This is a genomic window from Methylobacterium brachiatum (assembly GCF_020523825.1).
In the GTDB taxonomy this organism is placed as follows: domain Bacteria; phylum Pseudomonadota; class Alphaproteobacteria; order Rhizobiales; family Beijerinckiaceae; genus Methylobacterium; species Methylobacterium brachiatum.
The window spans coordinates 301,381-326,376 of record NZ_JAJALK010000002.1 but is presented as its reverse complement, the minus strand read 5'-3'; the positions used below and the strand labels follow the sequence as shown (position 1 = coordinate 326,376).

Annotated in this window: 20 protein-coding genes; 13 read left to right on the top strand and 7 right to left on the bottom strand. The window is 69.2% G+C overall.

The features are described 5' to 3' along the window. The first annotated feature begins 1 nt into the window (after position 1). From LGR69_RS05235 to LGR69_RS05225, 3 genes are all read left to right on the top strand, one after another. Entirely contained in the window at positions 2-1,678 is a 1,677-nt protein-coding gene (locus LGR69_RS05235; protein ID WP_230365383.1) for a putative bifunctional diguanylate cyclase/phosphodiesterase, read from the top strand. A gap of 365 nt (positions 1,679-2,043) precedes the next feature. Continuing rightward, positions 2,044-5,433, top strand: coding sequence for a YadA-like family protein (locus LGR69_RS05230; RefSeq protein ID WP_230365382.1), 3,390 nt, complete (start codon positions 2,044-2,046; stop codon positions 5,431-5,433). Between the two features lie 76 nt (positions 5,434-5,509). After that, positions 5,510-6,058 carry an invasion associated locus B family protein gene (locus LGR69_RS05225; protein ID WP_230365381.1) on the top strand — a complete coding sequence of 183 codons (549 nt, stop codon included), beginning with the start codon at positions 5,510-5,512 and terminating at the stop codon, positions 6,056-6,058. Between the two features lie 422 nt (positions 6,059-6,480). Here LGR69_RS05225 and LGR69_RS05220 read toward each other — a convergent pair whose 3' ends face one another. Then, a complete protein-coding gene (locus LGR69_RS05220) occupies positions 6,481-7,431 on the bottom strand; it encodes a LysR family transcriptional regulator (RefSeq protein WP_230365575.1) in 951 nt (316 codons plus the stop codon). Positions 7,432-7,537: 106 nt separating this feature from the next. Between LGR69_RS05220 and LGR69_RS05215 the strand changes: the two genes are divergently transcribed. Beyond that, a complete protein-coding gene (locus tag LGR69_RS05215) occupies positions 7,538-8,260 on the top strand; it encodes an SDR family oxidoreductase (protein WP_230365380.1) in 723 nt (240 codons plus the stop codon). A gap of 625 nt (positions 8,261-8,885) precedes the next feature. Here the strand turns inward: LGR69_RS05215 and LGR69_RS05210 are convergent. Continuing rightward, positions 8,886-9,440 carry a hypothetical protein gene (locus LGR69_RS05210; protein WP_230365379.1) on the bottom strand — a complete coding sequence of 185 codons (555 nt, stop codon included), beginning with the start codon at positions 9,438-9,440 and terminating at the stop codon, positions 8,886-8,888. Positions 9,441-9,907: 467 nt separating this feature from the next. Here LGR69_RS05210 and larC point away from each other — a divergent pair, with 467 nt between their 5' ends. From larC to LGR69_RS05190, 4 genes are read left to right on the top strand one after another with little or no spacing between them, the layout of a single operon-like run. Then, a complete protein-coding gene (larC, locus tag LGR69_RS05205; protein WP_230365378.1) occupies positions 9,908-11,227 on the top strand; it encodes a nickel pincer cofactor biosynthesis protein LarC in 1,320 nt (439 codons plus the stop codon). Further along, entirely contained in the window at positions 11,227-12,039 is an 813-nt protein-coding gene (gene larE, locus LGR69_RS05200; RefSeq protein WP_230365377.1) for an ATP-dependent sacrificial sulfur transferase LarE, read from the top strand. Before larC ends, larE begins: the two co-directional genes overlap by 1 nt. Beyond that, a complete protein-coding gene (gene larB, locus LGR69_RS05195; protein ID WP_230365376.1) occupies positions 12,036-12,716 on the top strand; it encodes a nickel pincer cofactor biosynthesis protein LarB in 681 nt (226 codons plus the stop codon). Before larE ends, larB begins: the two co-directional genes overlap by 4 nt. Positions 12,717-12,771: 55 nt before the next feature. Further along, a complete protein-coding gene (locus tag LGR69_RS05190; RefSeq protein ID WP_230365375.1) occupies positions 12,772-13,881 on the top strand; it encodes an aldo/keto reductase in 1,110 nt (369 codons plus the stop codon). A 212-nt stretch (positions 13,882-14,093) separates the two neighbouring features. Here LGR69_RS05190 and LGR69_RS05185 read toward each other — a convergent pair whose 3' ends face one another. Both LGR69_RS05185 and LGR69_RS05180 read right to left on the bottom strand, forming a co-directional pair. After that, entirely contained in the window at positions 14,094-16,367 is a 2,274-nt protein-coding gene (locus tag LGR69_RS05185) for a xanthine dehydrogenase family protein molybdopterin-binding subunit (protein WP_230365374.1), read from the bottom strand. A 143-nt stretch (positions 16,368-16,510) separates the two neighbouring features. Next, positions 16,511-17,056, bottom strand: a complete 546-nt coding sequence (locus LGR69_RS05180; RefSeq protein ID WP_230365373.1) for a PepSY domain-containing protein — start codon at positions 17,054-17,056, stop codon at positions 16,511-16,513. Positions 17,057-17,292: 236 nt separating this feature from the next. On the opposite strand from LGR69_RS05180, the gene LGR69_RS05175 reads away from it, so the two are divergent. The 3 genes from LGR69_RS05175 to LGR69_RS05165 all read left to right on the top strand — a co-directional run bounded on the left by LGR69_RS05175 (position 17,293) and on the right by LGR69_RS05165 (position 19,224). Then, entirely contained in the window at positions 17,293-18,531 is a 1,239-nt protein-coding gene (locus tag LGR69_RS05175; protein WP_230365372.1) for a pyridoxal-phosphate-dependent aminotransferase family protein, read from the top strand. Between the two features lie 107 nt (positions 18,532-18,638). Beyond that, positions 18,639-18,926, top strand: a complete 288-nt coding sequence (locus tag LGR69_RS05170; RefSeq protein WP_007557968.1) for a hypothetical protein — start codon at positions 18,639-18,641, stop codon at positions 18,924-18,926. A 49-nt stretch (positions 18,927-18,975) separates the two neighbouring features. Then, on the top strand, positions 18,976-19,224 hold the full coding sequence (locus LGR69_RS05165; protein ID WP_230365371.1) for a hypothetical protein: 249 nt from the start codon (positions 18,976-18,978) through the stop codon (positions 19,222-19,224). A gap of 52 nt (positions 19,225-19,276) precedes the next feature. On the opposite strand, the gene LGR69_RS05160 is transcribed toward LGR69_RS05165, so the two are convergent. Together LGR69_RS05160 and LGR69_RS05155 are read right to left on the bottom strand one after the other, a co-directional pair. After that, positions 19,277-20,041, bottom strand: coding sequence for a 3-hydroxyacyl-CoA dehydrogenase (locus LGR69_RS05160; protein WP_230365370.1), 765 nt, complete (start codon positions 20,039-20,041; stop codon positions 19,277-19,279). A gap of 111 nt (positions 20,042-20,152) precedes the next feature. Then, positions 20,153-21,040, bottom strand: coding sequence for a LysR family transcriptional regulator (locus tag LGR69_RS05155; RefSeq protein ID WP_230365369.1), 888 nt, complete (start codon positions 21,038-21,040; stop codon positions 20,153-20,155). Between the two features lie 88 nt (positions 21,041-21,128). Here LGR69_RS05155 and LGR69_RS05150 point away from each other — a divergent pair, with 88 nt between their 5' ends. Both LGR69_RS05150 and LGR69_RS05145 read left to right on the top strand, forming a co-directional pair. Then, positions 21,129-22,103 carry a quinone oxidoreductase family protein gene (locus LGR69_RS05150; protein ID WP_230365368.1) on the top strand — a complete coding sequence of 325 codons (975 nt, stop codon included), beginning with the start codon at positions 21,129-21,131 and terminating at the stop codon, positions 22,101-22,103. 169 nt (positions 22,104-22,272) lie between these two features. Beyond that, positions 22,273-22,668, top strand: coding sequence for a DUF3307 domain-containing protein (locus tag LGR69_RS05145; protein ID WP_230365367.1), 396 nt, complete (start codon positions 22,273-22,275; stop codon positions 22,666-22,668). 13 nt (positions 22,669-22,681) lie between these two features. Here LGR69_RS05145 and LGR69_RS05140 read toward each other — a convergent pair whose 3' ends face one another. Beyond that, positions 22,682-24,934 (bottom strand): SLC26A/SulP transporter family protein, encoded by a 2,253-nt coding sequence (locus LGR69_RS05140; RefSeq protein WP_230365366.1) that lies wholly within the window; start codon positions 24,932-24,934, stop codon positions 22,682-22,684. Between the last annotated feature and the right edge of the window lie 62 nt (positions 24,935-24,996).

Here is a 24,996-nt window from a genome sequence, read left to right as displayed (position 1 = left end):
CGTGACCGAGCGATCCGTCACTCATCTGCAAAGCTTGCTGGAAGTCGCCATTCAGGCGCTGCCGGTCGGGATCGTGGTCCATGACGACTTGGGTCGGTGCATTCTGGCCAACGCCGCGACGCAACAGCTCGGAACCAAGGCCACGCGGGACTTGCCGCGCGCGGCCCTGGCGCATCCGGACGGGGTTGTCGTCGAGCCGGTCGGCGAGCGCATGATGGAGGTTCAGGCGCGGAGCGTGAAGGTTGACGAGGAGGTCTACACGCTGACTTCCCTGATCGACGTCACGCACCACCACAGGCTCCAGCGCGATCTCATCAATCGCGCCTTTATCGATGCGCTCACCGGCCTGCCCAACCGGACCATGTTCGAGCAGAGAGTGGAGGAGCTGGTCGCACGGGCGGGTCGGGCCGACCGGTTCGCCCTAGCGTTCATTGATCTCGACAACTTCAAGCACATTAACGATTACTACAGTCATTCGGCGGGCGACGCCGTGCTGCGCCGCGTCTCCGACCGGATCCGCGGTGCCCTACGCCCCAGTGACATGCTGGCCCGCGTCGGCGGCGACGAATTCGTGCTGCTCTTAAATCCGGTTACCGATCGTGCTGCGACGTTCGCGGCGATAACGGAGATTTCCGAACGCCTGAAACAGCCGTGCTTAATTGACGGCCATGAGATCTTCCCGTCCGCGTCGATCGGCGTCAGCCTGTTTCCGGATCACGGCGCGACCTACGAGATCCTTCGCTGCCGAGCCGATAACGCAATGTATCAAGTCAAAGGCGGCGTGAAAGGGGGCGTTAGCCTGTTCGACGAGACCATGAGCCACGCCGCTACGGCGCGCATGGCCGTCGAGCAGCGGTTGCGCCTCGCCATTCGTGACCGCCGCTTCTGTTGCGCCTTCCAGCCAAAGGTCGATATGCGCACGCACGCGGTGCTGGGCGTCGAGGTGCTGCTGCGGTGGCGAGACGAACGTGGAACGATCCACACCCCGGGTGATTTCATCGGTCTTGCGATCGAACTCGGATTGATCAACGAGATAACGCTTCAGATACTGTCGGAGACCATCCTCACCATACCGGAGATCGATGACATATTCGGGACCGGCATCTCGATCAGCCTGAACATCGCCGCCAAGCAGGCGTGTGACGTTCCATTCATGACCCGGTTTTGCGACACCCTCGGTAAAACCGGCATGGCCAGCCGCTTCGTGCTCGAGCTCACCGAGGAGGCGTTCTTCACGAAGGGACTGTTCCAGCGCGAAGTCCTTCCCTGCATCCGGGCTGTCGGGGCGCGGGTCTCGATCGATGATTTCGGCGTTGGCTATTCTTCCCTCGCGGCCCTCGCTGAGATTACCGCGGACGAATTGAAGATCGATCGATCGTTCATCACGGACATTCACAAACGGCCGCGCAGCCAGATCTTGCTCAGGGCGATCGAATCCCTGGGTCTCGCACTCGGGATGTCGGTCGTCGCCGAGGGTGTCGAAACCCACGAAGAGGTCGCCTACCTGCTCGGCGCGACGCAGATCCGCTGCGCGCAAGGCTATTACTTCGCCAAGCCCATGCTGATTGACCAGATCGATAGCACGGACGAGCGGATTTCCGCACCGCGCGGCATATATTTGCAACGGCAAATCTCGAGCGGCCGGGCTTATGAAACCCGGAAACGTGCGCTGCGCTGAATCGCGTCGAATTTTAACGAATGACATCATCACATCGGCCGGTGTCCGACACCCCTGATGGGCGAGATCTCGGCGACAACGACGACGGCGTCCGAGACGACAATTTTCGCATCCTTCAATGCTGCGTTATGGCCACAAAACGCGTCAGCATCAGATTAATCATTTCTTGCCCGCGCCGCGAGATTATCGTTAATAACCTTTTATTTATCAGTCTTTGTTAGCTGTATGCTCAGCAGAAAGCATGTGGTTATAGGTCGAATTCGATGAGTTCTTGATCAGAATACTATCATTGGGCATGCGCAGATATCCGGCAACGTTGGCTCGCGGATATTGCGAATAAAGTCTCCGATTTCGACGAATGAAGCATGAATACGACTGGCCCGCGTCTTTCAAGATGTATCCGCCGAGACTTATTGACTACGACCGCCGTAGCGATCGGTCTTGGCTTGATGCTCAACGGGTCAGCCCGTGCGCAAAGCAGCTATGCGGCGGGTGGCGGATCTACACCCAACGCGAATAACAACGCGACAGCGATCGGGCCCGGAGCCACAGCCAGCGGCGATCGCTCGTTTGCCGGCGGGTACAATGCCACGAGCAGCGGTGCGGATTCGACGGCCATCGGCTCGAGCGCGAGCGGAACAGGCGCCGGCGCCGTCGCAATCGGCTCCGGCGCGAAGGCGCAGTCGGCGACGAAAGCGCAAGGGATCATCAATTACCGCGACGGCAGTGGCGCCGGCATCAGCGGTGCCGCCGCGGGCGGCGATCTCTCCAGCGGCTCCAACGGCAGCTCGACGCCGCCTAACGAAACGTCGGATGCAGGTTCGATCCCGTCCGGTACCGCGATCGGATTGCGATCGTCGGTCGGCGCTGCCGGCGGTGTGGCGGTCGGCTACAACAACAGCGCGGGCAATCCGGACTACAACTCGACCGCGATCGGGACGAGCAACTCCGCCAACGGAGCGTACGGCGTTGCGATCGGCTACGGCAACACGGCGGATGGCCGTTCGACGCTGTCGCTGGGCACCGGCAACCAGGCGTCGGGCGATATCGCCATCGCCCTCGGGCGGCAATCCTATGCCGTCGGTGACTTTTCGTTCGCGCAGGGCTTCATCGCCAGTGCCTACGGCCAGGATGCGCTCGCCATCGGCCGTCTCTCGGTCGCGGGCGAGAAAGGCGCTAGTTCGACGGCTAGCAACATCGCCATCGGTGACAACACGTCCGCCCAGGGTGGCTCGGCGCTGGCGATCGGCAGCGGCGCCAAAGCGTCGTCGAAACGGGCGGTCGCGATCGGCTCGAACGCCATGGCGTTGCGCGGAACGATCAGCGGCATGGAGGCGTATAGCGGCACGGCACTGAGTTCGGCCAACACGGAATTCTCGGTCGGCGATTCCGGGACCGAGCGCCAGATCACCAACGTCGCGGGCGGCCAGAAAGACACCGACGCGGTCAACGTGCGTCAGCTTAGGGGCCTCGGCAACACCCTGGGCACCACGCTCGGAAGCTCGTTCGACCAGACAACCAACACTTACACGCCGCCGAAATATTCCTACGCGAAACGAAATTACAGCACGATCCCGGATCTCGTCGGGTCGATCGACAGCCTTGCCTTGCGCTACGATACGGATGGTGGCGGAAAGCGTCTGGCGAGCATCGATCTGACCCGCAGCGGTGACCTCGGATCAGCCGTTTCGATCACCGGCCTGGCTCCGGCGACGACCGATAGCGGCGCCGTGGCCCTGTCACAGATGCCGCTGCGCTATTCGACCGCGAGCAGCCCGACCATCGCGAACCCGGCCGTTCCGTCGAACGACGTGACGCTGGTCGGTTCGAACGCCCGCCAGACGGTCCTTCTCCACAATGTCGGCCCCGGCGATATCACCACCAGCGACTCGACGGATGCCGTTAATGGAAGCCAACTCTATACGACCAACCAAAAGGTCGCTGCGCTCCAGAATGGCAGCCTCGGTCTCGTCCAGCAGGATCAGACCACCCGCACCATCAGCGTCGGCAAGGGCACCGATGGAAGCGCCGTCGATTTCACCGGGACCGACGGCGCCCGCCGCCTGATCGGCGTGGCCGTCGGAACCAGCGACAGTGACGCCGCGACGCTGGGTCAGCTCCGGGCGACCAGCGACGCGCTGGGCGGCGGCGCGGGCTACGACGCTACGGGCGTCTTCGCGAAGCCGAGCTACAGCGTCGGTGGTCAGATCTACCGCGATGTCGGTTCGGCCCTCGCGGCGAGCAACAACCTCGCGGTTCAATACGTGCCAGACAGGAATGGCAATCCGACCAACGTTGTCGATCTCGCCAAGGGTGGCACCACGGCCGTCTCCCTGCGCGGTGTCGCGTCGGGCTTGGTGGCAGTAGGCTCGACCGAGGCGGTCAACGGTGGTCAGCTCTACGCGATCAGCAACAGCGTCACCGATCTGCAGAACGGGACCTCCGGTTTGGTGCGACAAGACCCGACCTCGCGCGCCATTTCGATCGGCGGCGCCACGGACGGAACGGTGGTTTCCATCGCCGACCTGAACGGCACGGCGCGCACGCTGACCGGGGTCGGCACAGGCCAAATCGCGGCCGGCAGCACGCAGGCGATCAACGGCGGCCAGATCTATGCGGTCGGCGCCTCCGTGGCCTCGGCTCTGGGCGGCGGCGCTGGGATCGCCGGCGACGGGACGCTGCGCGCGCCCAGCTATGCGATCCAGGGGGCGACCTACAACACCGTCGGTGGCGCCCTCGGCGGCCTCAACGCGGCGGTGACGACGCTCAGCACCAACGGTAGCCGCTATGTGGCCGTGCGGAGCACGGGCGCTGCGGCGCAGGCCCTCGGCGCCGATTCCGTCGCGATCGGTCCTGCGGCGTCGGCCAGCGCAGATCGGGGCGTCGCCCTCGGGGCCGGTTCGGTCGCCAGCCGAGCCGGGATGGCGGGGGCGGCCGAAGCCTTCTCGGGAGCCGCGGTGAACTCGACGCAGGGGGCGATCTCGGTTGGCTTTGAGGGCGGCGAACGCCAGATCACCAATGTCGCCGGCGGAACGCAGGATACCGACGCGGTGAATCTGCGCCAAGTGCGCGCTCTGGGTGGCAACCTGGCGGGTGCGCTGGGTGGTGGGGCTCGCTTCACGGCAGATGGCGGCTTCACGGCGCCCAGCTACACGATCGGCGGCCAGACCTACGCCAGCGTCGGCGCAGCCCTCGGCGCCGTCGACACCTTCGGGGTGAGATACGACGTGGACCCCTCCACCGGCGGCCGCGGTCAGTCGATGACGCTGGCTGGCGGCGATCCGAACCAGCCGGTAATGATCCGCAACGTCGCGGCGGGCGTGCTGGCCACCGATGTCGCCAACACCGGACAGGTGGCACAGGCCAAAGCCGAGGCCAACGCCTATACCGATCGGAGCGTCGCGGTGGCTTCGGCCGCCAGCGCCGCCTACACTGATGCGGCCGTGGCCCCCCTGCAGAAGCAGATGAGCAGCTTCGGCAGCCAGTTGCTCGATCTCAATCGACAAGTCGGCGAGGTTCGCGCGGACGCGCGGCGCGGAGCGGCGATCGGGCTGGCCGCCGCGGCCCTCCGTTTCGACGACCGGCCGGGCAAGCTCAGCGTCGCCGCCGGTGGCGGCGCCTGGCGTGGCGAGGCTGCTGCGTCCTTCGGCGTCGGATACACCCTGCCGGACGGCACGGCCCGGGTGAATGCCACCGGTGTCGCCGCAGGCCGCGATTTCGGCATCGGCGCCGGCGCAAGCTTCACCCTGAACTGAGGTATCCAGCGTGGGGCCACCGCGGATGTCATGGCGACCGGGATGCGCATGCGCGCTCCTCCTCGGGGTCGGCCTGTTGTCGGCGGCACAGGCGCAGTCGCCTCTGCGCGGCAGCCTGACCGAGGAGCTACCGTCCGCCGCGCTGCCCTATCAGGTGAAGCCCGTCGACGGGGCCCCGGTCAGCCCGGGCATTCGCCGCGTCCTCGAACGGTTCCTGACTTGGACATTGATCTGCGACGAGTCGAAAGGCCGTAAGGTCTGCAACATCGTCCAATCGATCGCTGCCCCGGACGGGAACTTGGTTTTCAGTTGGTCAATCGCTGCCACAGCATCAGGCGAACCGGTCTTCGTCGTGCGCGCGCCGGTGACGGGCATCCCCGCCCGCTCCGTCACGCTGAATTTCGGGGGTGCTGCAACGGTGATTCGTCTCACTGCCTGCGACGCCAGCCTGTGCGTCGGCTTTCTGCCAGTCGACCCGATGATGATGCGCCAGATCCGTGATAAGGGCACCGTAAAGATTCATTACTGGAAAACAGACGGATCGCCGAGAGTCGATATATCGTCGTCATTGGACGGGCTTGCACTTGCAATCAAAAGCTTGCGACGAAAATCTACCCCGAGCTAGATCGCGGAGTCTGACATCCGGGGCTATCATCCGTCGGCGTCATGCGACTTCCGCATCGGATGGCGCTCCGCTGATGCGGCGACAGGAAGGTTCGCCCGCGCAGGCCGCATCGCCATGTCGCTGGGCTGCTATCGGTCAGACCGTGACCGTGGCGGTATGCTCTGCGAACCTCTCCGGCGAAACGATGCCCACGGGCAGTTCGAGCGCCGCCGCGGCGATTGTCAAACTGGGTGGCACCGGCAGCTGCTGGACTGTGGCGAGAGTGACCAGAGGCCCGCCGATGCGGTCGGCCGCATCGGGATTTAGTTCCGCCTCTGCAACTCAGTTCCCATGACCGAGCGCGTCGAGGAGAGACGGACGCCGCTCAAGCGGCCATGACGCCAGCACGTTCATGCGGGCCTCGCGCCCATCGGGCTGGCATCCTACTTGTCTCCGACCCGTGCGGAGAGCAACCTGTCCCAAGGTGTCGGGGACGGAAACACCTCCCCGAGGAAAACCAGGAAGGCTTTCACGTTCGGGTTGCCGCGCCGGCTCTCCGGCCATAGCGCCGTGATTACGGAACGCTCGACAACGTATTCCTGCAGGACCGGCACCAGCACGCCCTGCTCGACGTACGGAGCAGCGATGTAAGTTGGTGAGACGCCGATGCCGCCACCGGCTACCAAGACGGCCGCCACGGCGTCGCTGAAGTCAGTGACGATGCTGGCGTTCGGCATAATCTCGACCGTGCGGCCGCCGATTTGAAACGGCCAGCGCAGAGCTTGGCCCGTGCTCTGGAAGCGAAAGTTCACGCAGTCGTGGCGGACCAACTCATCCGGATGCACCGGCGTGCCGCGCCGCTGCAGGTAGCTCGGGGAGGCGAAGGCGCCGAGCCGATGCGGCGCAAGGCGCCGGGAGATTAGGCGCGTGTCCGCGAGCTCGCCTACCCGGATCGCGACATCGATGCCCTCCTCGATCAGGTCCACGAAGCGGTCGCCCAGGCGCAGGTCTATGGATAGCCCTGGGTGGCGCTCGCGGAAGCGCGGCAGCGCCGGGGCAACTAGATGTACCCCGATGGGGAATGGCGCCGTCACCTTCAGGGTGCCGGCCGGCTCGGAGCGCGCTGCCACGGCGGCCTGCTCGATTTCCTCGGCCTCGCGCAGGAGACGAAGCGCCCGCTCGTGCAGGTCGCGGCCTTCCGGCGTCAGGGTCAGCGAGCGCGTGGTACGGGTGAATAGGCTCAGGCCTAGCCGTTCCTCCAGCCGCTGCACGCTCTTGCTCACCGCCGAGGGCGAGATGCCGAGGGAGCGTGCGGCGGCAGTGTAGCTGCCGAGCGAGGCCGAGCGCGCGAAGGCGATGATGCCGGTGAGGCGGTCGAGACCAATCTGTTCCATGACGGCAAGATTGAAACGAAGACGAGCCTGATTATCAAGCTCGAAGCGATGATCCATTCTTTTTCCTATAGGCGCTGCAGCCGCGGCGCCGAGAAGGATCATCGTCATGACCAGCACTCTCCAGGACCGCACCGTCGTCATCTTCGGCGGTACCTCGGGTATCGGCCTCGCGGCCGCTCAGCAGGCCAATACCGCGGGCGCCAAGGTCATAGTGGTCGGCTTCAACGCCGAGGGTGCCGAGCGCGTGGCGGCGGAGAACGGCTTCAACGGCTGGCGCGCCGCGGACGTGACCCGGCCAGAGACCATCGCTGCGGCGCTCGCCGACATCCCGCAGGTGGACCACCTCGTACTACTGGCCGGCACGTTCGTGGCCGGAAAGATCCTGGAGGCTGAGATTGACTACCTCAAGCGGGCCTTCGACGAGCGGATCTGGGCGGCGCTCCACACGCTGCGCACCCTGGACGGCCGACTTGCGCCGGACGGCTCCGTGACCTTCATCTCCGGCGCCCTGGCAGACCGCCCCAGCGCTCAGGGCACCGCCGTGCTGGCGGCTGCTTCAGCCGCGATGGAGGCGTTCGCGCGCGGCCTCGCGCTCGAACTGGCACCGATACGGGTGAATACCTTATCGCCGGGCACCACCGACACCCCGCTCCTGGCCCGTACGCTCGGCGCCCACCGCGACGCCTACGTGATCGCGTTGGCCGAGAAGCTGCCGCAGCGACGCCTCGGCACGGCCGAGGAGGCGGGCGCGGCGGTCGTCTTCCTGATGAGCAATGGCTTCATGAACGGCGAGACCCTACACATCGATGGGGGCGCCCGGCTCGTCTGACATCATCTCGCAGAGGAGGAGTTCGATGCCCGACCGTTCTGCACCAACGGCAGCGGTCGGGGACAAGTGATCATTCCGGCGGTTTTGGCTGAAGGTCTGGAAGCCACCCCGAGCTGAAGTTGCCGGACGGCTGACGAACGGCCGCTTCGGAGGAACGCCGGCAGCGCTTCCGGCGGCTGAGTTGGGTCGGTAGCAGGTTGTCCGCTTTTCCCGCGGACTTTCTCCGAAGCGGACAGACGGCTTTCGGCCAGATCCAGTCCCGCGGGGTTGTCCCTTAATGACCGGGGTGGGTGGCTTTTTGCCGGTCTGCTTTCAGGACGCGGAATCAGGGAACCAGACCTTCGTGCGGGCTAGAGAAGTTGACTGCCTCGCACTAATCTCGGCCATTTAAGAAGCCGCGATCGATCCTTACTGATTCGTCCCCACTGGAGTGGTCCGCCCGACTTGTGGCCCGCAGGCCAGTTTGCTGGGTTAGGGTCATTGCTCTTGAATTCATAAGTGGTGGAGCGGCCCTAAACTCTACACGGCAAGCTTTAAGCTGATACAGAGATTGGGTCCCGCGACAGCAAAACGGCCCCGCGTGAGCGAGGCCGTTATTTCCTGCCGATATTATATTGGATTGAGATCAGGCCGTGGTAGCCGACACTCGCCGCGGTCCAAAGCGCAGCGCGAGGATCGCAAGGGCGAGAACGCTTAGCAGCGCCGTCATGGTGGCAGTGTAGTTTGTGGCAGCGAACTCGAGGAATCGGTTCATGTAAACCTGAGATGTCGAGGTCTTCTCCGTTGCTCCAAACGCGCAATGGTACTGATACTCAACCTTTCCCCAGCCCTTCCGGCGGATATCTTCGGGGAGGACTGTCCAGTGGATGTTGTAGTCGGAGTATTTGTTCTGCCAAGTCTGAGCGAGCGGGATGCAGAAATCCGTGCCCGTGCGACCGCCGGGCATGAAACCGCTGTTAAAGTTTGGGATCTGCGGAGGGGGCGCTTTCGCAGCGCAGAACGTAAACGCATTACATGCCGCCTGAAGATTGTAGCCCAGCTTCTCCAAGGAGGCAGTGAGGCCGATGGCGCCTACAGATAGCGCAGTGGAGATCAGCAGGGCCTTACGTGCTGCTTTGGCCCAGTTTGGCCATCCACGAGTGTTTTCGGAACGAAGTTCGGTACTCTGAGCTGCGGCCATTACGGCCTCCTGATCCCAGTTGATCAGACTGGGTACTGCCTCGGTGCTCAAAGGGGCGCTCGAAACGAGCCGATTTGAAAATCCCGTTCACCAAGTGACTTCATCATTAATAATGCCAAGCTGAACAAGGCGCCAAGCGCTTGTTCATTCTACAGCAAGCTTGACCGTCGGCGGCCAACTCCGGTCGTACGGAGGTGGCCCGCTCAATGTCCGCTTCCGGGCATCGCCTCAGGAACCCGGAACGACTAGGTGGGGTCGAAAGCAGACGCCCGACGCACAAGCGAATTGGGTTCAAACCCTGGCGGATCGCACCTCCGATACCGGCCCCCGCACCTCTGTGCGCCGGGGAGCCGGTCTGGCGTGACGGCGATACGCCGCGTCGCCGGACCGGCACCGCCTCCCTTGCCTTGTGCCCGCCGCGGACGATCTGAGCGGCATCAGGAACCGGTTCGGGCCGACCGACACACATGCATATCCACCTCGACGCGCTCGGCGGCGTGGCCGGCGACATGTTCGCCGCCGCGCTGCTCGACGCCTTTCCCGAGCATCTGGAGGGCGTGCGCGCGAGCGTGCGGGCCGTCGATCCGCGCATCGCCTGCGCCGCGTCCGAGCACAATGACGGCATCCTGCGGGGGCTGCGCTTCGCGGTCTCGGCCCCGGGGGCGGAGACGGTCCCCACGCCGCATCGCCACGGCGCCCATGCGGACCACCACCATCACGATCATCACGATCACGATCACCCGCACGATCACCCGCACAGCCATGCGCACGATCCGGCGCCGCACGGCCACCGGCCCTGGTCCGAGATCCGCGCGGAGCTGGAGCGAGCGGAGCTCGCGCCGGCCGTCCGGGCGCATGCGCTGGCGATCTTCGGGCACCTCGCCGACGCCGAGGCGCGGGTCCACGGCATCGCGGTCGACGCCGTGGCGTTCCACGAGGTCGGCGCCTTCGATTCGATCGCCGACATCGTCGCCGCCGCCCACCTGATCGCCGCCCTCGAGGTGCAGAGCTGGAGCGTCTCCGCCCTGCCGCTCGGCTCCGGCCGGGTGCGGACCCAGCACGGCCCCCTGCCGGTGCCGGCCCCCGCCACCACGCTCCTGCTCGAAGGTTTCTCGACCCTCGATGACGGGATACCGGGCGAGCGCGTGACGCCTACCGGCGCCGCGATCCTGCGCCATCTCTGCGGCCATGAGCCCGGGCGCGGCCGGCCCCCCGGCACGATCGGGCGGAGCGGCATCGGTTTCGGCACGAAGAGCCTGCCGGGCCTCAGCAATTGCCTGCGCGCCCTCGTGCTCGACGCGGCGGCCGCATCCCCGCCGGACCGGGCCGAGCTGGCCGTCATCGCCTTCGAGATCGACGACCAGTCCGGCGAGGACCTGGCCATGGGCCTCGACCGCCTGCGCGCGGAGCCCGGCGTGCGCGACGTCGTGCAGATGCCGGTCCTGGGCAAGAAGGGCCGGATGATGGCCCATATCCAGGCCCTGGTGCAGCCCGAGAGCCTGGAGACGGCGATCGCGGCCTGCTTCCGCGAGACCACCACGATCGGGCTGCGCCACCACCGGGTCGCGCGGGCGGTGCTCGACCGGGAGGCCGTGACGGTCGCGCCGGAGGGGCGGCGGGTCCGGGTCAAGGTGGTCGACCGGCCGGGCGGGCGCACCGCCAAGGCCGAGGCCGACGACGCCCTGGACCAGGCGGGCCAGGCGGAGCGGGCGCGCCTGCGGGCCGAGGCCGAGGGCCTCGCGTTGCAGGAGATGACGAAGCACGAGATCACGAAGGTGGACCGGTGATGCGCGCGCAGCTCGAAGCCGTGCTGGCGGAACTCGGGCCCGTCGCGGTGGCGGTGAGCGGCGGGGTCGACAGCCTGACGCTGGCCACCCTCGCCCACCGCCTGGCGCCGCACGCGGTCCTCGCGGTCCACGCGGTCTCCCCCGCCGTGCCCGGCGAGGCGACCGCGCGGGTCCGGGCCGAGGCCGCCCGGGAGGGCTGGGACCTGCGGGTGATCGAGGCCGGCGAGTTCGCCGACCCGGCCTACCGGGCCAACCCGGTCAACCGCTGCTTCTTCTGCAAGACCAACCTGTACGGGGCGATCCGCAGCGTCACCGAGCGGCAGATCCTGTCGGGCGCCAATCGCGACGATCTCGGCGAGTACCGCCCCGGCCTCGACGCCGCCCGGGAGCACGGCGTGCGCCACCCCTACGTGGAGGCGGGCCTCGACAAGGCAGCCGTCCGGGCGCTCGCCCGCGACCTCGGCCTCGGGACCGTGGCCGAATTGCCGTCCGCGCCCTGCCTGTCGAGCCGGGTCGAGACCGGCATCCCGATCGAGCCCGAGACCCTGGGCTTCATCCACGCGGTCGAGCGGCTGGTCGGGGGCGCCCTCGATGCCGGCACGGGCGCCCGGCGGGCTGTCCGCTGCCGGGTGCGGGCCGAGGGCGTGGTGGTGGAGCTCGACCCCGGCAGCCTCGCCGCCCTCGACCCGGGGCGTCGCGAAGAACTCGGGGCCGGCATCCGGGAGATCGCGCCGCCGCGTCTCGCCGGCCCGGTCCGGTTCGCCCCCTACCGGGTCGGCAGCGCCTTCCTGACCGGAGCCTCGCCCTTATGAGCGTCGCGGACGAATTCACCCTCGACTTCGCCCGGCCCGAGCGGATCGGCCTGGAGGAGGCGATCTTCTGTGCCGGCAAGAGCCCTGAGCAGATCGACGCGATCCTGGCGGCGGCCGGGGACCGGGGCGCCTCGCTGCTCCTGACCCGGCTCGATCCGGAGAAGTGCTCCCGGCTCGGGGCTGCGGCGCGGCTCGACTATTGCCCGGTCTCGCGCACGGCGGTGTTCGGGCAGCCCCCGGCTGTCGCTGGCCCGGCCCGGGTCGCCGTGGTGGCGGCCGGCACCTCGGACGTGCCCGTCGCCCGGGAGACCCTGCGCACGCTCGGCTATGCCGGCCAGGCCGCGACGCTCTTCGCCGATGTCGGCGTCGCCGGCCTGTGGCGGCTGACCACGCGGCTGGAGGAGATCCGGGCGCATCCGGTGGTGATCGTCGCCGCCGGCATGGATGCGGCGCTGCCGAGCGTGGTCGGCGGCCTCGTGGCCGGCGCGGTGATCGCGGTCCCGACCTCCGTGGGCTACGGCGTCGCCGCGGGCGGGCGCACGGCCCTCGATGCGGTGCTGGCGAGCTGCGCCCCCGGGATCACGGTGGTCAATATCGACAACGGCTACGGGGCGGCCTGCGCCGCCCTGCGCCTGCTCAACGCGGCGAGCCGCCTCGCCCAGGAGGTCGAACGATGATGTCCCGCCACCCGTTACCCTCCGAACCGAATCCCCTCCCGAACGGAGATATCCGATGGAACGCCGCAGCTTCCTCCAGGGCGCCGTGCTCGGCGCGGGCCTCGCGGGCGCCGGCAGCGCAGGTGCGGCCGTGAGCGTCCCGCCGCTTCCGAACACCCGGCCCCAGGACCCGGCCGACCTGCCGCTGATCACCGATCCGGGCGAGCGCCGGGGCGAGATGCTCTACCGCAGCTTCGGACGGACCGCGGAAAAGATCTCGGCGATCGGGATGGGCGGGTTCCACCTCGGCAAGAGCGCGGTGACCGACGATGAGGCGACCCGGCTGATCCACGAAGGCGTCGATCGCGGGATCACCTTCATGGACAATTGCTGGGACTACAACGACGGCCGCTCCGAGCTGCGCATGGGCGCGGCGCTGGCCCAGGGCGGCTATCGCGACAAGGTCTTCCTCATGTCCAAGATGGACGGGCGGACCAAGGAGGAGGCGCTCAAGCAGATCGACCAGTCGCTCCTGCGCCTGCGCACGGACCGGATCGACCTCGTCCAGCACCACGAGATCTTGCGCTACGACGACCCGGACCGCGTCTTCGCGGAGGGTGGGGCCATGGAGGGATTCCTCGAGGCCAAGAAGCAGGGCAAGCTGCGCTATATCGGCTTCACCGGCCACAAGGACCCGCGCATCCACCTGCAGATGCTGGCGGTGGCGCAGGAGCGGGGCTTCCACTTCGATTCCTGCCAGATGCCGCTCAACGTGATGGACGCGCATTTCCGCTCGTTCGGCCATCTCGTGCTGCCGCACCTCGTGGCCGAGGGCATCGCGCCGCTCGCCATGAAGACCTTCGGCGACGGGGTGATCCTGAAAGCCGACGCGCCGATCAAGCCGCTGGAATACCTGCACTTCTCGCTGAACCTGCCGGTCTCGGTGGTGATCACCGGCATCCAGAACCAGCGCGACCTCGACCAGGCCTTCGAGGCGGTGAAGACCTTCAAGCCGATGGACAAGGCGACGGTGGCCGAATTGCTGTCGCGCTCGAAGCCCTACGCGCTGGAGGGCAAGTACGAGCTGTTCAAGACGAGCGCGACCTTCGACGGCACCGCCAAGAACGCGGCCTGGCTCGGCGAGGACGTGCAGAGCGTGAAGAAGCTCGCGCCGACGATGGAGTAGGGTTTTAAGGCGAAGTGAGCCCTCCCCGGGGAGGGCTTTTCAGAGCCCGAAAATGTTTCGGTTGCCTCGATCATCCACCACGTCATCCCGGGTTCGCCTCCGGCGCCCCGGGATGAAACGGCGGTCTATCCTGCCCTGGCTGCATCATCGATCGCAGCAGGACCTGCGTCGTTCCAGGCTTTCTCAGAACGATCTTCCGTTGAGTGATCGCCTCACGCCACATCCTCCAGCCGGATCGGCAGCTTGCGGATCCGGCGGCCGGTGGCGTGATGGACGGCGTTGGCGATGGCGGCGTTGACGCCGATGATGCCGAGCTCGCCCAGGCCCTTGAGGCCGAGGGCGTCGACCCGATCGTCCGGGTCCGGCACCAGCAGCGCCTCGACCTCCGGGGCGTCGGCTGAGGTTGGGACGAGATACTCGGCGAGATCCGGATTGCGGTAGGCCGCCCCGTCCAGCACGGTCTCTTCCAGCAGCGCCGAGCCGAGGCCCCAGATCATCCCGCCGGTGAGCTGGCTCCGGGCGGTCAGCGGGTTGAGGATCCGCCCCGCCGCGAAGGCGCCGGTGAGCCGGGCCACCCGGATCTCTCCCGTCTCGCCATGGATGTGGACCTCCGCGAACTGCGCCCCGAACCCCCAGGAGACCGCGCGCCCGCCGCCGCCGAAGGCGAGCCCGATATGGCCCTGCCGCAGGCCCGCCAGCGCCTTCTCCCGGTCCCCGCCCGCGGGCACGAACGCGGCGAGCGTCTCGATCCCAGCTGGACCGACGGCCTCGGTTAGCCCGAGGCCGGTGCCGTCCGGGGCTGAAAGCCGCCCGCCCGCCAGCGACAGGGCGCCCGGGTCCCGCCCGGCGAGACGGCCGCCGGAGGTGGTCACCGCTTGGGCCAGGCTTTCGCGGATCTGCCCGCAGCCGAGGGCCAGGGCGTTCATCAGGCTCGTGGTCGTGCTCGACCCACCCGAGATGCCGGCCGCCGGCAGCGCCGTGTCGCCGAGCCGGACCGTCACCCGCTCGACCGGCACGCCGAGGCCCTCGGCCGCCCCCATGGCCAGCAGCGTGGTGATGCCGTTGCCGATCTCGTGATGGGCGCAGGCGACCTCCGCGGTCCCGTCCGGGTTCAGCCGCACCCGCAGGGTCGCGGCCGCGATCTTCACCGGCCGCACCGAGGCCGCGCAGCCGAGGCCCACGCGCCAGGGCCCGTCCCGCATCGTCCCCGGACGCGGCGCCCGCCGCGCCCAGCCGAAGGCCCGCGCGCCCGCGTCGAAGCAGGCCATGAGCGGCCGGGTCGAGAACGGCTTGCCGGAGACCGGATCGATCGCGGTGTCGTTGCGCCGCCGCAAGGCGATCGGGTCCATCCTGAGGGCCACGGCCATCTCGTCGACGGCGCTCTCCAGGGCGAACAGGTAGGGCACCTCCGGGGGCGCCCGCATCGGCCCCGGGGTGTTGCGGTCGACCCGCACCGCCCGCTCCTCGGTCCGGATCGCCGGGCAGGCATAGAGGCTCGCCGTGACCTCGGCCCCCTCCATGACGAACGGGTCGAACCGCGACGTGACCGTCTCGGCCTCGTGCACCAGGGCGGTGAACCGACCGTCGCTTTCGGCCCCGAGCCGGATGGCGTGGCGCGATTCCGGCCGGTAATTGGCGATGGTGAAGCATTGCCGCCGGGTCGGGACCAGCGAGACCGGCCGGCCGAGACGCCGGGCCGCCAGGGCGACCAGGGCCGTGTGCTGCGACAGCGCGAATTTCGAGCCGAAATGGCCGCCGATCAGCCCGGACACGACCCGCACCTGCGCGGGATCGAGGCCGAGCTGCGCCGCGAGCCCGTGCTGCACGGCGCCGACATAGCGGGTCGGCTCGTGCACGGTGAGCCTGTCGCCGTCCCAGGCGGCCCGGGTGGTGAACAGCTCGATCGGGTTGTGGTGCTGGACCGGGGTCTCGTAGCGCGCCTCGATCCGGATCGCGGCCGCTCGCAACCCGGCCTCGGCGTCGCCCCGGGCAATGTCCTCGTGCTGGGCCTTGAGGTCCGCCAGCCGGACGGTCTCGGCCCCCGGCGCGTCGAAGCCGCCGGCGGCGGGCTCCTCCGCGTAGGCGACCCGCACCGCGCCGGCCGCCTCCTCGGCGGCCTCCTGGCTCGTCGCCACCACCAGGGCCACGATCTGGCCGGCATAGGCGACCGCGTCGGAATCGAGCGGCCGGTGCGAGCTGTTGGCGTAGCCGCCGGCCATCAGGTGCTTCACCGGTGCCACCGCCCCGGCGAAGTCCCGGTGGGTGAAGATCCCCAGCACCCCCGGCACCCGCTCGGCGGCACCGAGGTCGAACCCGGTGATCCGGCCGCACGCGATGGTGCTGGTGACCAGGGCGGCGCGGGCCATCGTCTCCGGCCCGGGGCGGTCGGAGGCGTAGAGCGCCCGGCCGGTCACCTTGTCGGGGCCCTCGACCCGGGTCCGGGCCGTCCCGAGGATCGGTTGGGCGTCCCGCGTGCCTGATTCCATGTTCGCGCTCCCGGTCCGCCATATCGTCCGGGAGCAATCGCCGAGGCGGCCGCCCGGCTCCGCGACCGGGCGGGGGGCGACACCATGCAGCGGCGGGGCGGTTTTGGGACGGCCCCGCCGCGTCGGGTGGTGATCCTACGGGATCAGTCGACCACCTTGCCGTCCGGGCCGACCTTGACCTTCTGGTCCTTGTCGGCGCCGGCCACCTTGATCTCGTACTGGACCGCGGAGCCGTCCTTCTCGACCTCGGCCTCGTAGGCCTTGCCGCCGCCGGCCTTCTGCTCGGCGATGGCGAGCGCGTCCTTGAGCGAGGTCTTGGCGTTCTGGAAGTCGGCGGGCTTCAGCCGGGTGAAGTAGCGCTCGATCGGCTGGTTCTCGGTCTTGTACAGCGCGCCGGTATCGGCGTTGATGCCGTATTCCACCAGCTTGCCGCTCGGGTAGACGACCTTCACGGCGTAATGCGCCGGGTTCTTGCTGTCGGCCTTCTCGAAATCGGCGTCGATGGCGCGGCCGCCCTTCTCGTCGCCCTGCGATTCGGCGGTGGTCAGCGCCTGGGCGAGGCCGACCTTGGCGACCTTGGCGACCTGCCATTCCTTCTGGTTGCTGTCGGTCTGGGTGGCGGTCTGGGCCAGGGCGAGGCTCGTCGAGAGGGCGAGCAGTCCGGCCGCGGTGGCGAAGCGGTTCATCATGGCGGGTATCCCCCTTTGCGGGTTCGGTCTTGGTTGGGTCGGTGTTGGGACCTTGAAACGCCGAGGGGCGTGCAGGGTTTCCGTCCTTGGGAAAAAACGCTCTGCTTGATCGAACCGCCGCGGATCCGTAGCAGCATGCGCGAGCGCGACATGGCCGGAGGGATTTGGCCGGAGGGATTTGGCCGGAGGATTGCGTCGCCCCGCCCGGAATGCGCGACAGCGAAGGAAGTCAGCCCGTGCTCGAGCAGATCGGCGAGATCGACCCGCCCCAGCGGCTCCTGATGGGGCCGGGACCCGTCAATGCCCATCCGCGCGTGCTGCGCGCCATGTCGGCCGACCTGCTCGGGCAGTTCGACCCCGAGATGACCGCCTACATGAACGAGGTGATGGCGCTCTACCGCCCGATCTTCGGCACCGAGAACCGCTGGACCTTCCTGGTCGACGGCACGGCGCGGGCCGGGATCGAGGCGGCCCTGGTGAGCCTGGTCGCCCCCGGCGAGCGGGTGCTGGTGGTCAATTTCGGCCGGTTCGGCCTGCTGCTCACCGAGATCCTGGAGCGGGTCGGCGCCGTGGTCGAGACCGTGGACGCGCCCTGGGGCGCGGTGGTGCCCCTGGAGGCGATCGCCGCCGCGGTGGAGCGCTTCGGCCCGAAGGTCGTGGCGACCGTGCACGGCGACACCTCCACCACCATGGCCCAGCCCCTCGACGGGCTCGGCGACCTCTGCCGCCGGGCCGGCGCGCTCTCCTACGTCGACGCCACCGCGACGATCGGGGGCATGGAGATCGCCGCCGACCGCTGGGGCGTCGACGTGGTGACCGGCGGCCTGCAGAAATGCCTCGGCGGCCCCTCGGGCTCGTCGCCGATCACCGTCTCGGCGGCGGCGGCCGAGCGGATCTTCTCCCGGCGCCATGTCGAGCACGGCATCCGCCGGGACGACATCGACGACGGCTTGGGCGTGCGGATCGGCTCGAACTATTTCGACCTGGCCATGATCATGGATTACTGGTCGGAGAAGCGCCTGAACCACCACACCGAGGCGACCACGATGCTGTACGGGGCGCGGGAATGCGCCCGGGTGGTGCTGGGCGAGGGGCTGGCGGCCTGCTACCGCCGGCACGCCGCCGCCGGGCGCGCCGTCGCGGCGGGCATCCGGGCCATGGGGCTCACCGTGTTCGGCGACGACCGCTACCGGATGACCAACGTCACCGCGCTCTACATCCCGGACGGGGTCGACGGCGAGGCGGTGCGGCGCCGGATGCGGGAGGATTTCGAGATCGAGATCGGCACCGCCTTCGGGCCGCTGGCCGGCAAGGTCTGGCGGATCGGCGCGATGGGCTACAATGCCCGCAAGCACAAGGTTCTGATCACCCTGGGCGCCCTGGAGGCGGTCCTGCGGGCGGAAGGGTTTTCCGTTCCGCCGGGCGCCGGCGTCGCGGCGGCCCTGGCCGCCTGGACCGAGAGCGCGGCCGCCTGATCGCGGCTCGCCCCGGGATCGACCAAGCCGGCCGCGGGAGCGTATGCCTGACGCGATGCGTCGCCCGTCCCCCGGACGGTGCGGCGCCCTGGTCCGGGAGATCCCGCATGCCCGATACGCGAGAGGCCGCTGCGCCGCCCCAGGTCGAGGGCGTCATCGAGGCGCCCATCGTCTATTTCGAGACCGTCTCGGCCTTCGGGGTCGGGGCAGGGATCGGGCGGATGACCCTGGAGATGGAGGTCTACGAGCCGACCGAGCCCGGCGCCCCGTCCCGGACGCGCCGGCGGGTCGTCGCGCATCTGCGCGGGCCGCTGCCCGCCTTCGAAGCCCTGCGCAGCGCCATCAACCAGATGGAAGCGATGCTGACCCCGCCCGCCGGCGAGCGGCCGAATTGAAGCCTGCTGTCGTACGACACCCGAGCAGGCGCCCCCAACGGAGCAACCCATGACCGACAACGAGCCGGAACAGCTGGACGACTTCACCCGCGTGCACGCGAAGCTCTCCGCCCTGGAGATCGTCCTGGGCGTCCTGATCGGGCGCCTGTCCGAGGAGAATCCGGAGATCCGCGAGGACGTGAAGCGCGACGTCGCCGCGATCCTGTCCGACATGCCGGTCGAGGGCCCGAGCGAGGAGCTGATCGTCACCGAGGTGCGCCGGGCCGCCGAGCTCCTGACCAGCGTCTCGATCGGCTAGAGCATCGTCCCGGACGGCGGCCGCCGGCTTCCGGGACGCTGCACTGACGCGCTCAGCGGGGCGGCATCCGCAGCGCCCCGTCGAGGCGGATCGTCTCGCCGTTCAGCATCGCGTTCTCGCAGATGTGCCGGACGAGGTCGGCATATTCCGACGGGCGGCCCAGGCGCGGCGGGAACGGCACGCTCTGGCCGAGCGCGTCCTGCACCTCCTGGGGCATCCCGGCCATCATGGGGGTCTCGAAGATCCCCGGCGCGATGGTGACGACCCGGATGCCGTGCCGGGCCAGCTCCCGGGCGATCGGCAGGGTCATCGAGACCACGCCGCCCTTCGAGGCCGCGTAGGCCGCCTGCCCGATCTGGCCGTCGAAGGCCGCGACCGAGGCGGTGTTGACGATCACGCCCCGGGCGCCCTCCGCATCGGGCGCCTCCTTGGCGATCGCCGCGGCGGCGAGCCGGATCATGTTGAACGTGCCGATCAGGTTGACCGACACCGCCCGGGCGAAGCTGTCGAGCCGGTGCGGGCCATCGCGGCCGACCACCTTCTCGCCCGGCGCGATCCCGGCGCAGTTGACGAGCCCGTGCAGGTGCCCGAATGCGTCGAGCGCCGCCTGGACCGCCGCCTGCCCGTCCGCCTCGCTGGTGACGTCGGTGGCCGCGAACCGCGCCCGCGCGCCCAGCTCCGCCGCCACGCCGGCCCCGGCCTCCCGGGCGATGTCGGCCACCACCACGCTGGCGCCCGCTGCCACGAGGCTGCGCGCCACCGCGGCGCCGAGCCCCGAGCCCGCGCCGGTGACGATGTAGACGCGATCCTTGATCATCCTGGCTCCCCCCGTTCGTCGAAGCCCCCGGCGTAGCGCGGGATCATGAAACCCGGAAGGCGGGTCCGACGGCTTGACCAGGCCGGCACCGGCCGCGCCTCGGCGAACCGGTTATGGCGCCCCGATCTCGTCCGCTCGCGCAGTCACCGGACATCCCTGGCCGATCACCCGCGCCAGAAACGCCAGCGCTGCGCGAATCACGGGCGAGCGCTTGAGGTCGGGATAGGTGACGAGCCAGATGTCCCGGGATGGCGGCATCCCCTCGACCGGGAGGCGGACCAGGGCCGAATCCCCGTCCCCGAGGAAGCGGGGCAGGACCACGGCGCCGAGGCCGGCTCGGGCCGCCTCCTGCTGACCGAACAGGTCGCTCGCCTGAAACACGATCGGCCGGCCGGCCAGCAGGCTCCGCAGCCAGGCCTGCTGAGGGACGTGCTCCAGGGCGGAATCGTAGCCGATGAAGGTCCAGTCCGACGGAGGCTTCGCCGCCTCGTCCGGGGTCGCGTAGAGCCCGAACCGCATCGCGCCGATCCGGCGGATCAGGAGATCCGGATCGTCGGGGCGCGTCAGCCGCACGGCGATCTCCGCCTCCCCGCGATCGAGCGCCGCGATCCTGGCGGCGCCGGACAGGACCAGGGTGATGCCGGGATGCGCCCGATGGAAGCCCGCCACCTGCGGCGCGATCAGGCGGGCCGCGACGGCGGGCGGCGCGCTGATCCGGACCGTCGCGACAGGCGCCTCGGCGTAGCCCCGGGCACGGCGCTCGATCGCCTGCACGGTTCCGGCGATCTCCGACGCCAAGGCCGCGATGGCGATACCCTCCGGGGTCAGCGCGACCCGGCGCGGCAGGCGCTCGATCAGCCGCAGCGCCAGGGCGTCCTCGAGGGACGCGACCCGCCGGCCGATCGTCGCGTGATCGACCCCGAGTTCCCGCGCCGCGGCCGAGAGCGAGCCGGCCTGCGCGAGCACTGCGAAGTGGTGGAGATCCTGCCAATCGACCATCGGTGCAGTTCTGCACGAGGCCGGTGAAGAGATCCCGAATTCTCTCACAGATCAAAACGCGGTTCGCTGCCCGGGCAGGAGATGAACCATGACGACAGCGATGATGATGAGCGAACCCGGCGCGCCGGAAGTCCTGACGGCGAGCGCGATCGACCCGGGCGAGCCTGGGGCGGGGCAGGTCCGCATCCGCCAATCCGTGATCGGCGTGAATTTCGTCGACATTTACTTTCGAACCGGCCTCTACCCGCTCGACACCTATCCGGCGGTGCTGGGATTCGAGGGGGCCGGGACGGTCGAGGCCGTCGGGCCGGAGGTCACGTCGCTGAAGCCTGGCGACCGGGTCGCCTATCACGGCGCACCGATGGGCGCCTATGCCGAGGCCCGGATCCTGCCGGCGGAACGTCTGGTGCGGCTGCCCGACGCCCTCCCCGATCGCGTCGTCGGCGGCACGATGCTGCGCGGCCTGACCGCCCACATGCTGCTGCACACGGTCCGGGCGGTCGGACCCGGCGACTGGATCCTCGTCCATGCCGCCGCGGGCGGGCTCGGCCAGATCGTCACCCGCTGGGCGAAGCGCCTCGGCGCGCATGTGGTCGGCACGGTCGGTTCCGCGGGAAAGCGCGTGCCGGCCCTGGAGGCCGGAGCCGATGCGGTCTTCCTGCACGGCGAGGGCGACTGGCCCGAGCGGACGCGGATCCTGGCGGATGGGCAGGGGGTGCATCTGGCGATCGACGGCATCGGCGGCGGCATGCTGGCCCGGACCTTCGCGGCGGTCCGGCCGTTCGGGATCGTGGCGAGCCTCGGCCAGCCGGCCGGACCGATTCCGCCGTTCCGGGTCGAGACCCTGGGAGCCGGCCGCCCGGTCGCGCTGATACGGCCGAGCGTGCTCGCCTATGCCAACGATCCCGACCTGTACCGCCGCGGCAGCGCCGACCTGATCGCGGCCCTGCAAGACGGCCTGACCAGCCCGATCGGAGCCGAATACGACCTCCGGGACGCGGCCCGGGCCTATGCCGACCTCGAAGGCGGACGCACGACGGGGCGCGTCGTCCTCACGGTTTAGGGCGGAGGGCCGGGGTCTTTTGAAAACCCCGTTTCGCCCCGTGTCCGGTGATGGCCTGTGCGAGCCATCACAAGGGCGGGACACAGCGCGGGTGTATGGAAGGGTGCTACGATTCGCGGCGCGGGATCGGATCGCCCCGCGCGGTTCCGCCAGGAGAGACAGGGCCGGAATGCCGTCCGTCGACACGCCCGTTCCGGTGGGGGCCTTCGCGCTCCTGCTCGTCGCCTTCGCGGTGAAGCACCTCGCGGCCGATTTCCTCCTTCAGACCAACTGGATGGCGCAGGGCAAGGAGCGGGCGTCCGCCTGGGCCGGGCCGCTCTGCGCCCATACCGGCCTGCACGGGTTCGGGACCCTGCTGATCGCCCTGGCGGTCAAGCCGGCCCTGTGGTGGCTGGCGCCCGTGGATTTCGTGATCCACACGGCGATCGACCGCGGCAAGGCCGTAATCTGCCAGCGGGCCCGCTTCGCGACCACCGATGCCCGGTTCTGGTGGCTGATCGGGATCGATCAGTTCCTGCACCAGGTGACCCATATCGGGCTCGCCGCATTGCTGGCGGCGGCCTGATCCCCCGGGCGCCTCAGGTCAGCTCGGCCTCCAGCAGCAGATTGGTGTCGGCGACCTTGCCGGCGAGCTCCAGGATCAGGAAGCGCTGCAGGGACAGGGCGAGGTCCGGGCGCTCCCGTTCCATCCGGGCCAGCGCGGCCCGGTCGACGCCGACAACCCGGCAGGGGCTCTCGGCGATGGCGGTGGCGGTGCGCCGTCCGCCCTGCACGAGGCCGATCTCGCCGATCACCGTGCCGGCCGTGGTGGTGCGCAGGCGCAGGTTGGGGCGGCCGGGCACCTCCATCTCGATGGAGACGACGCCCTGTTCGAGGAAGTACAGGGTGTCGGCCGCCTCGCCCTGGCGGAGCAGGGCCTCCCCGGCCGCGAGGGTGCGGAGGCCGAGATAGGGCGCGAAATCGGCCGGCGCGAGGGGGCAGCCGAGCCGGTCGGCCATGTGCTCGGCAAACAGCGCGACGGCGCCCTCCCCGCCGATGCCGGCCTCGGCCAGCAGCGTCGCCTCCGCCTCGCGCAGGGCCTCGTCCAGGGTGTCACGCATCCGCAGCCGCGCTCCGGCGAGACCGCCGCGCGCGACCTGCTGGCGGGCCGCCGGGCTCAGATGGACCAGCAGCACGTCGAAGCCGCGCTGCTCGGCGAGCTGGCTGATCTTGCGGAACGCGATCAGGGCCGAGCTGTCGAGCCCGACGCAATCGCGGAAATCCAGGATCAGGGTGCGCAGGGTCCCGGGTTCCGCGGCAATCCGGCGATAGATCGTCTGCGCGTTGAGGAAGAAGAGGTAGCCCTGCAGGGCGTAGATCCGCGTCCGGTGGCCGGATTCGCGCAGCAGTTCGGCGGTGTCGGGCGCGCGGATGATGCTGCTGCGCCGCTCCGAGCCGGCCAGATCCCGGCGCACCGCCGGGATCTGGCCGTACTGGACCGCGAAGATCAGGATCGCCAGCACGACGCCGACCAGGAAGCCCACGGTGGCACCGAACAGGGCGGTCGCCCCGCACACCGCCAGGGCGATGCCGGTCTCCCAGACCGGAAAGGTGCGGCAGGCCAGCGCGAGGTTAACCAGCAGCCCGAGACCGATGGCGATCAGGGCGCCTCCGGCGAGCGGGCGCGGCAGCAGCGCCAGCGGGCTCGCGCCGAACACCAGCAGCGCCGCCATCACGGCCAGCGTCAGCCACCAGCCGAGCCAATGGCTCCCGCCGATATTGTGCAGCAGCAGGGTCGAGGTCCGGCCGAAGCCCATGGCGGGGCTGCCGAACAGGCTCCCGACCAGGTTGGCCGCGCCCGAGGCCACGAACATCCGGTCGATGTTGAGCTCGCGCCGCATCTCCAGCTCGACGCTGATGACGTAGAGGATCTGGATGATGACCGCGACGACGATCTCGGTGGCGATCCGGGGCAGGATCGGCAGGAGCAGCGCGGGGTCGAGGGCCTGGAGCGCGAGAACCGCCGGGGCCTGCAGCAGGGATCCCGAGGGCAGCGCCTCGATCAGCCATCCGGCCGCCTGGGCGGCCGCCGTGTCGATGCCCTGCCAGGCCAGGCCGAGATGGACGACCACCAGACTCGCCAGGATGACCGTCGGGTAGGTGCTCCAGTGCTTGATCCGCCGGGGCAGGTAGAAGGCGCAGAACCCGATGACGAAGGTCAGGGCGATGCGCCCGAGCGCTCCGGGATCGATCCGGCTCGGGTCGAGGGCTGCCGGGTCGAGCAGTCCGAGAATCGCGGCGGCGGGATCGTCGAGATGCGCGCCGATCTGCACGCCGCTGCGCAGGAACAGCAGCCCGACGCCGCCGAGGAAGCCCGTCAGGACCGGGTAGGGCAGGAGCTGCGCCAGCAGCGAGGCGCGCAGCGTGCCGAGCAGCGCGAAGACGAGGCCGGTCGCGAAGGTCGAGACGCCGCAGGCGACGAGCACGATCCGGCCCACCGTGGCGGGATCGGTGATGCCCGAATCCCGCAGCGCGCCGGCCACCGCGGCGGCGATGGCCGCCTGCACGATCGCGGCCGCCCCGATGAAGGACAGCGACACCACCACGGTCCGCCGCAGCGCGACGAAGACGAGGCTGCCCAGCACGTAGGCCGCCAGCATCGCCGACATCCCGGCGACCCGGCTCTCCGCCAGCGGGCCGGAAAAGATCAGCTGCGAGAAGCTGATGAGATCGAGGAGCAGCACCATGGCGGCGACGGCCGCCGCCGCGATCGTGCGCGCCGTGCGCATCAGCGCCTCGCGCCCCTCGGCGGTCCGTCTGCCGCTGGCGGAAGCCAAATCGGTGGTTGTCATCGGCACGGCATCCGCATTCCGAAGATGTATCCCAGGCCGGTGCAGCAGATCCCCGGATGTCG

Bases quoted from the DNA above. Each gene is read 5' to 3' on its own strand.
- LGR69_RS05165 (WP_230365371.1), top strand. From the start codon at position 18,976: ATGACCGACAACGAGCCGGAACAGCTGGACGACTTCACCCGCGTGCAC.
- LGR69_RS05160 (WP_230365370.1), bottom strand. From the start codon at position 20,041: ATGATCAAGGATCGCGTCTACATCGTCACCGGCGCGGGCTCGGGGCTC.
- LGR69_RS05140 (WP_230365366.1), bottom strand. From the start codon at position 24,934: ATGACAACCACCGATTTGGCTTCCGCCAGCGGCAGACGGACCGCCGAG.
- LGR69_RS05180 (WP_230365373.1), bottom strand. From the start codon at position 17,056: ATGATGAACCGCTTCGCCACCGCGGCCGGACTGCTCGCCCTCTCGACG.
- LGR69_RS05170 (WP_007557968.1), top strand. From the start codon at position 18,639: ATGCCCGATACGCGAGAGGCCGCTGCGCCGCCCCAGGTCGAGGGCGTC.
- LGR69_RS05150 (WP_230365368.1), top strand. From the start codon at position 21,129: ATGACGACAGCGATGATGATGAGCGAACCCGGCGCGCCGGAAGTCCTG.
- larB (WP_230365376.1), top strand. From the start codon at position 12,036: ATGAGCGTCGCGGACGAATTCACCCTCGACTTCGCCCGGCCCGAGCGG.
- LGR69_RS05145 (WP_230365367.1), top strand. From the start codon at position 22,273: ATGCCGTCCGTCGACACGCCCGTTCCGGTGGGGGCCTTCGCGCTCCTG.
- LGR69_RS05230 (WP_230365382.1), top strand. From the start codon at position 2,044: ATGAATACGACTGGCCCGCGTCTTTCAAGATGTATCCGCCGAGACTTA.
- larC (WP_230365378.1), top strand. From the start codon at position 9,908: ATGCATATCCACCTCGACGCGCTCGGCGGCGTGGCCGGCGACATGTTC.
- LGR69_RS05185 (WP_230365374.1), bottom strand. From the start codon at position 16,367: ATGGAATCAGGCACGCGGGACGCCCAACCGATCCTCGGGACGGCCCGG.
- LGR69_RS05215 (WP_230365380.1), top strand. From the start codon at position 7,538: ATGACCAGCACTCTCCAGGACCGCACCGTCGTCATCTTCGGCGGTACC.
- LGR69_RS05155 (WP_230365369.1), bottom strand. From the start codon at position 21,040: ATGGTCGATTGGCAGGATCTCCACCACTTCGCAGTGCTCGCGCAGGCC.
- larE (WP_230365377.1), top strand. From the start codon at position 11,227: ATGCGCGCGCAGCTCGAAGCCGTGCTGGCGGAACTCGGGCCCGTCGCG.
- LGR69_RS05210 (WP_230365379.1), bottom strand. From the start codon at position 9,440: ATGGCCGCAGCTCAGAGTACCGAACTTCGTTCCGAAAACACTCGTGGA.
- LGR69_RS05190 (WP_230365375.1), top strand. From the start codon at position 12,772: ATGGAACGCCGCAGCTTCCTCCAGGGCGCCGTGCTCGGCGCGGGCCTC.
- LGR69_RS05220 (WP_230365575.1), bottom strand. From the start codon at position 7,431: ATGGAACAGATTGGTCTCGACCGCCTCACCGGCATCATCGCCTTCGCG.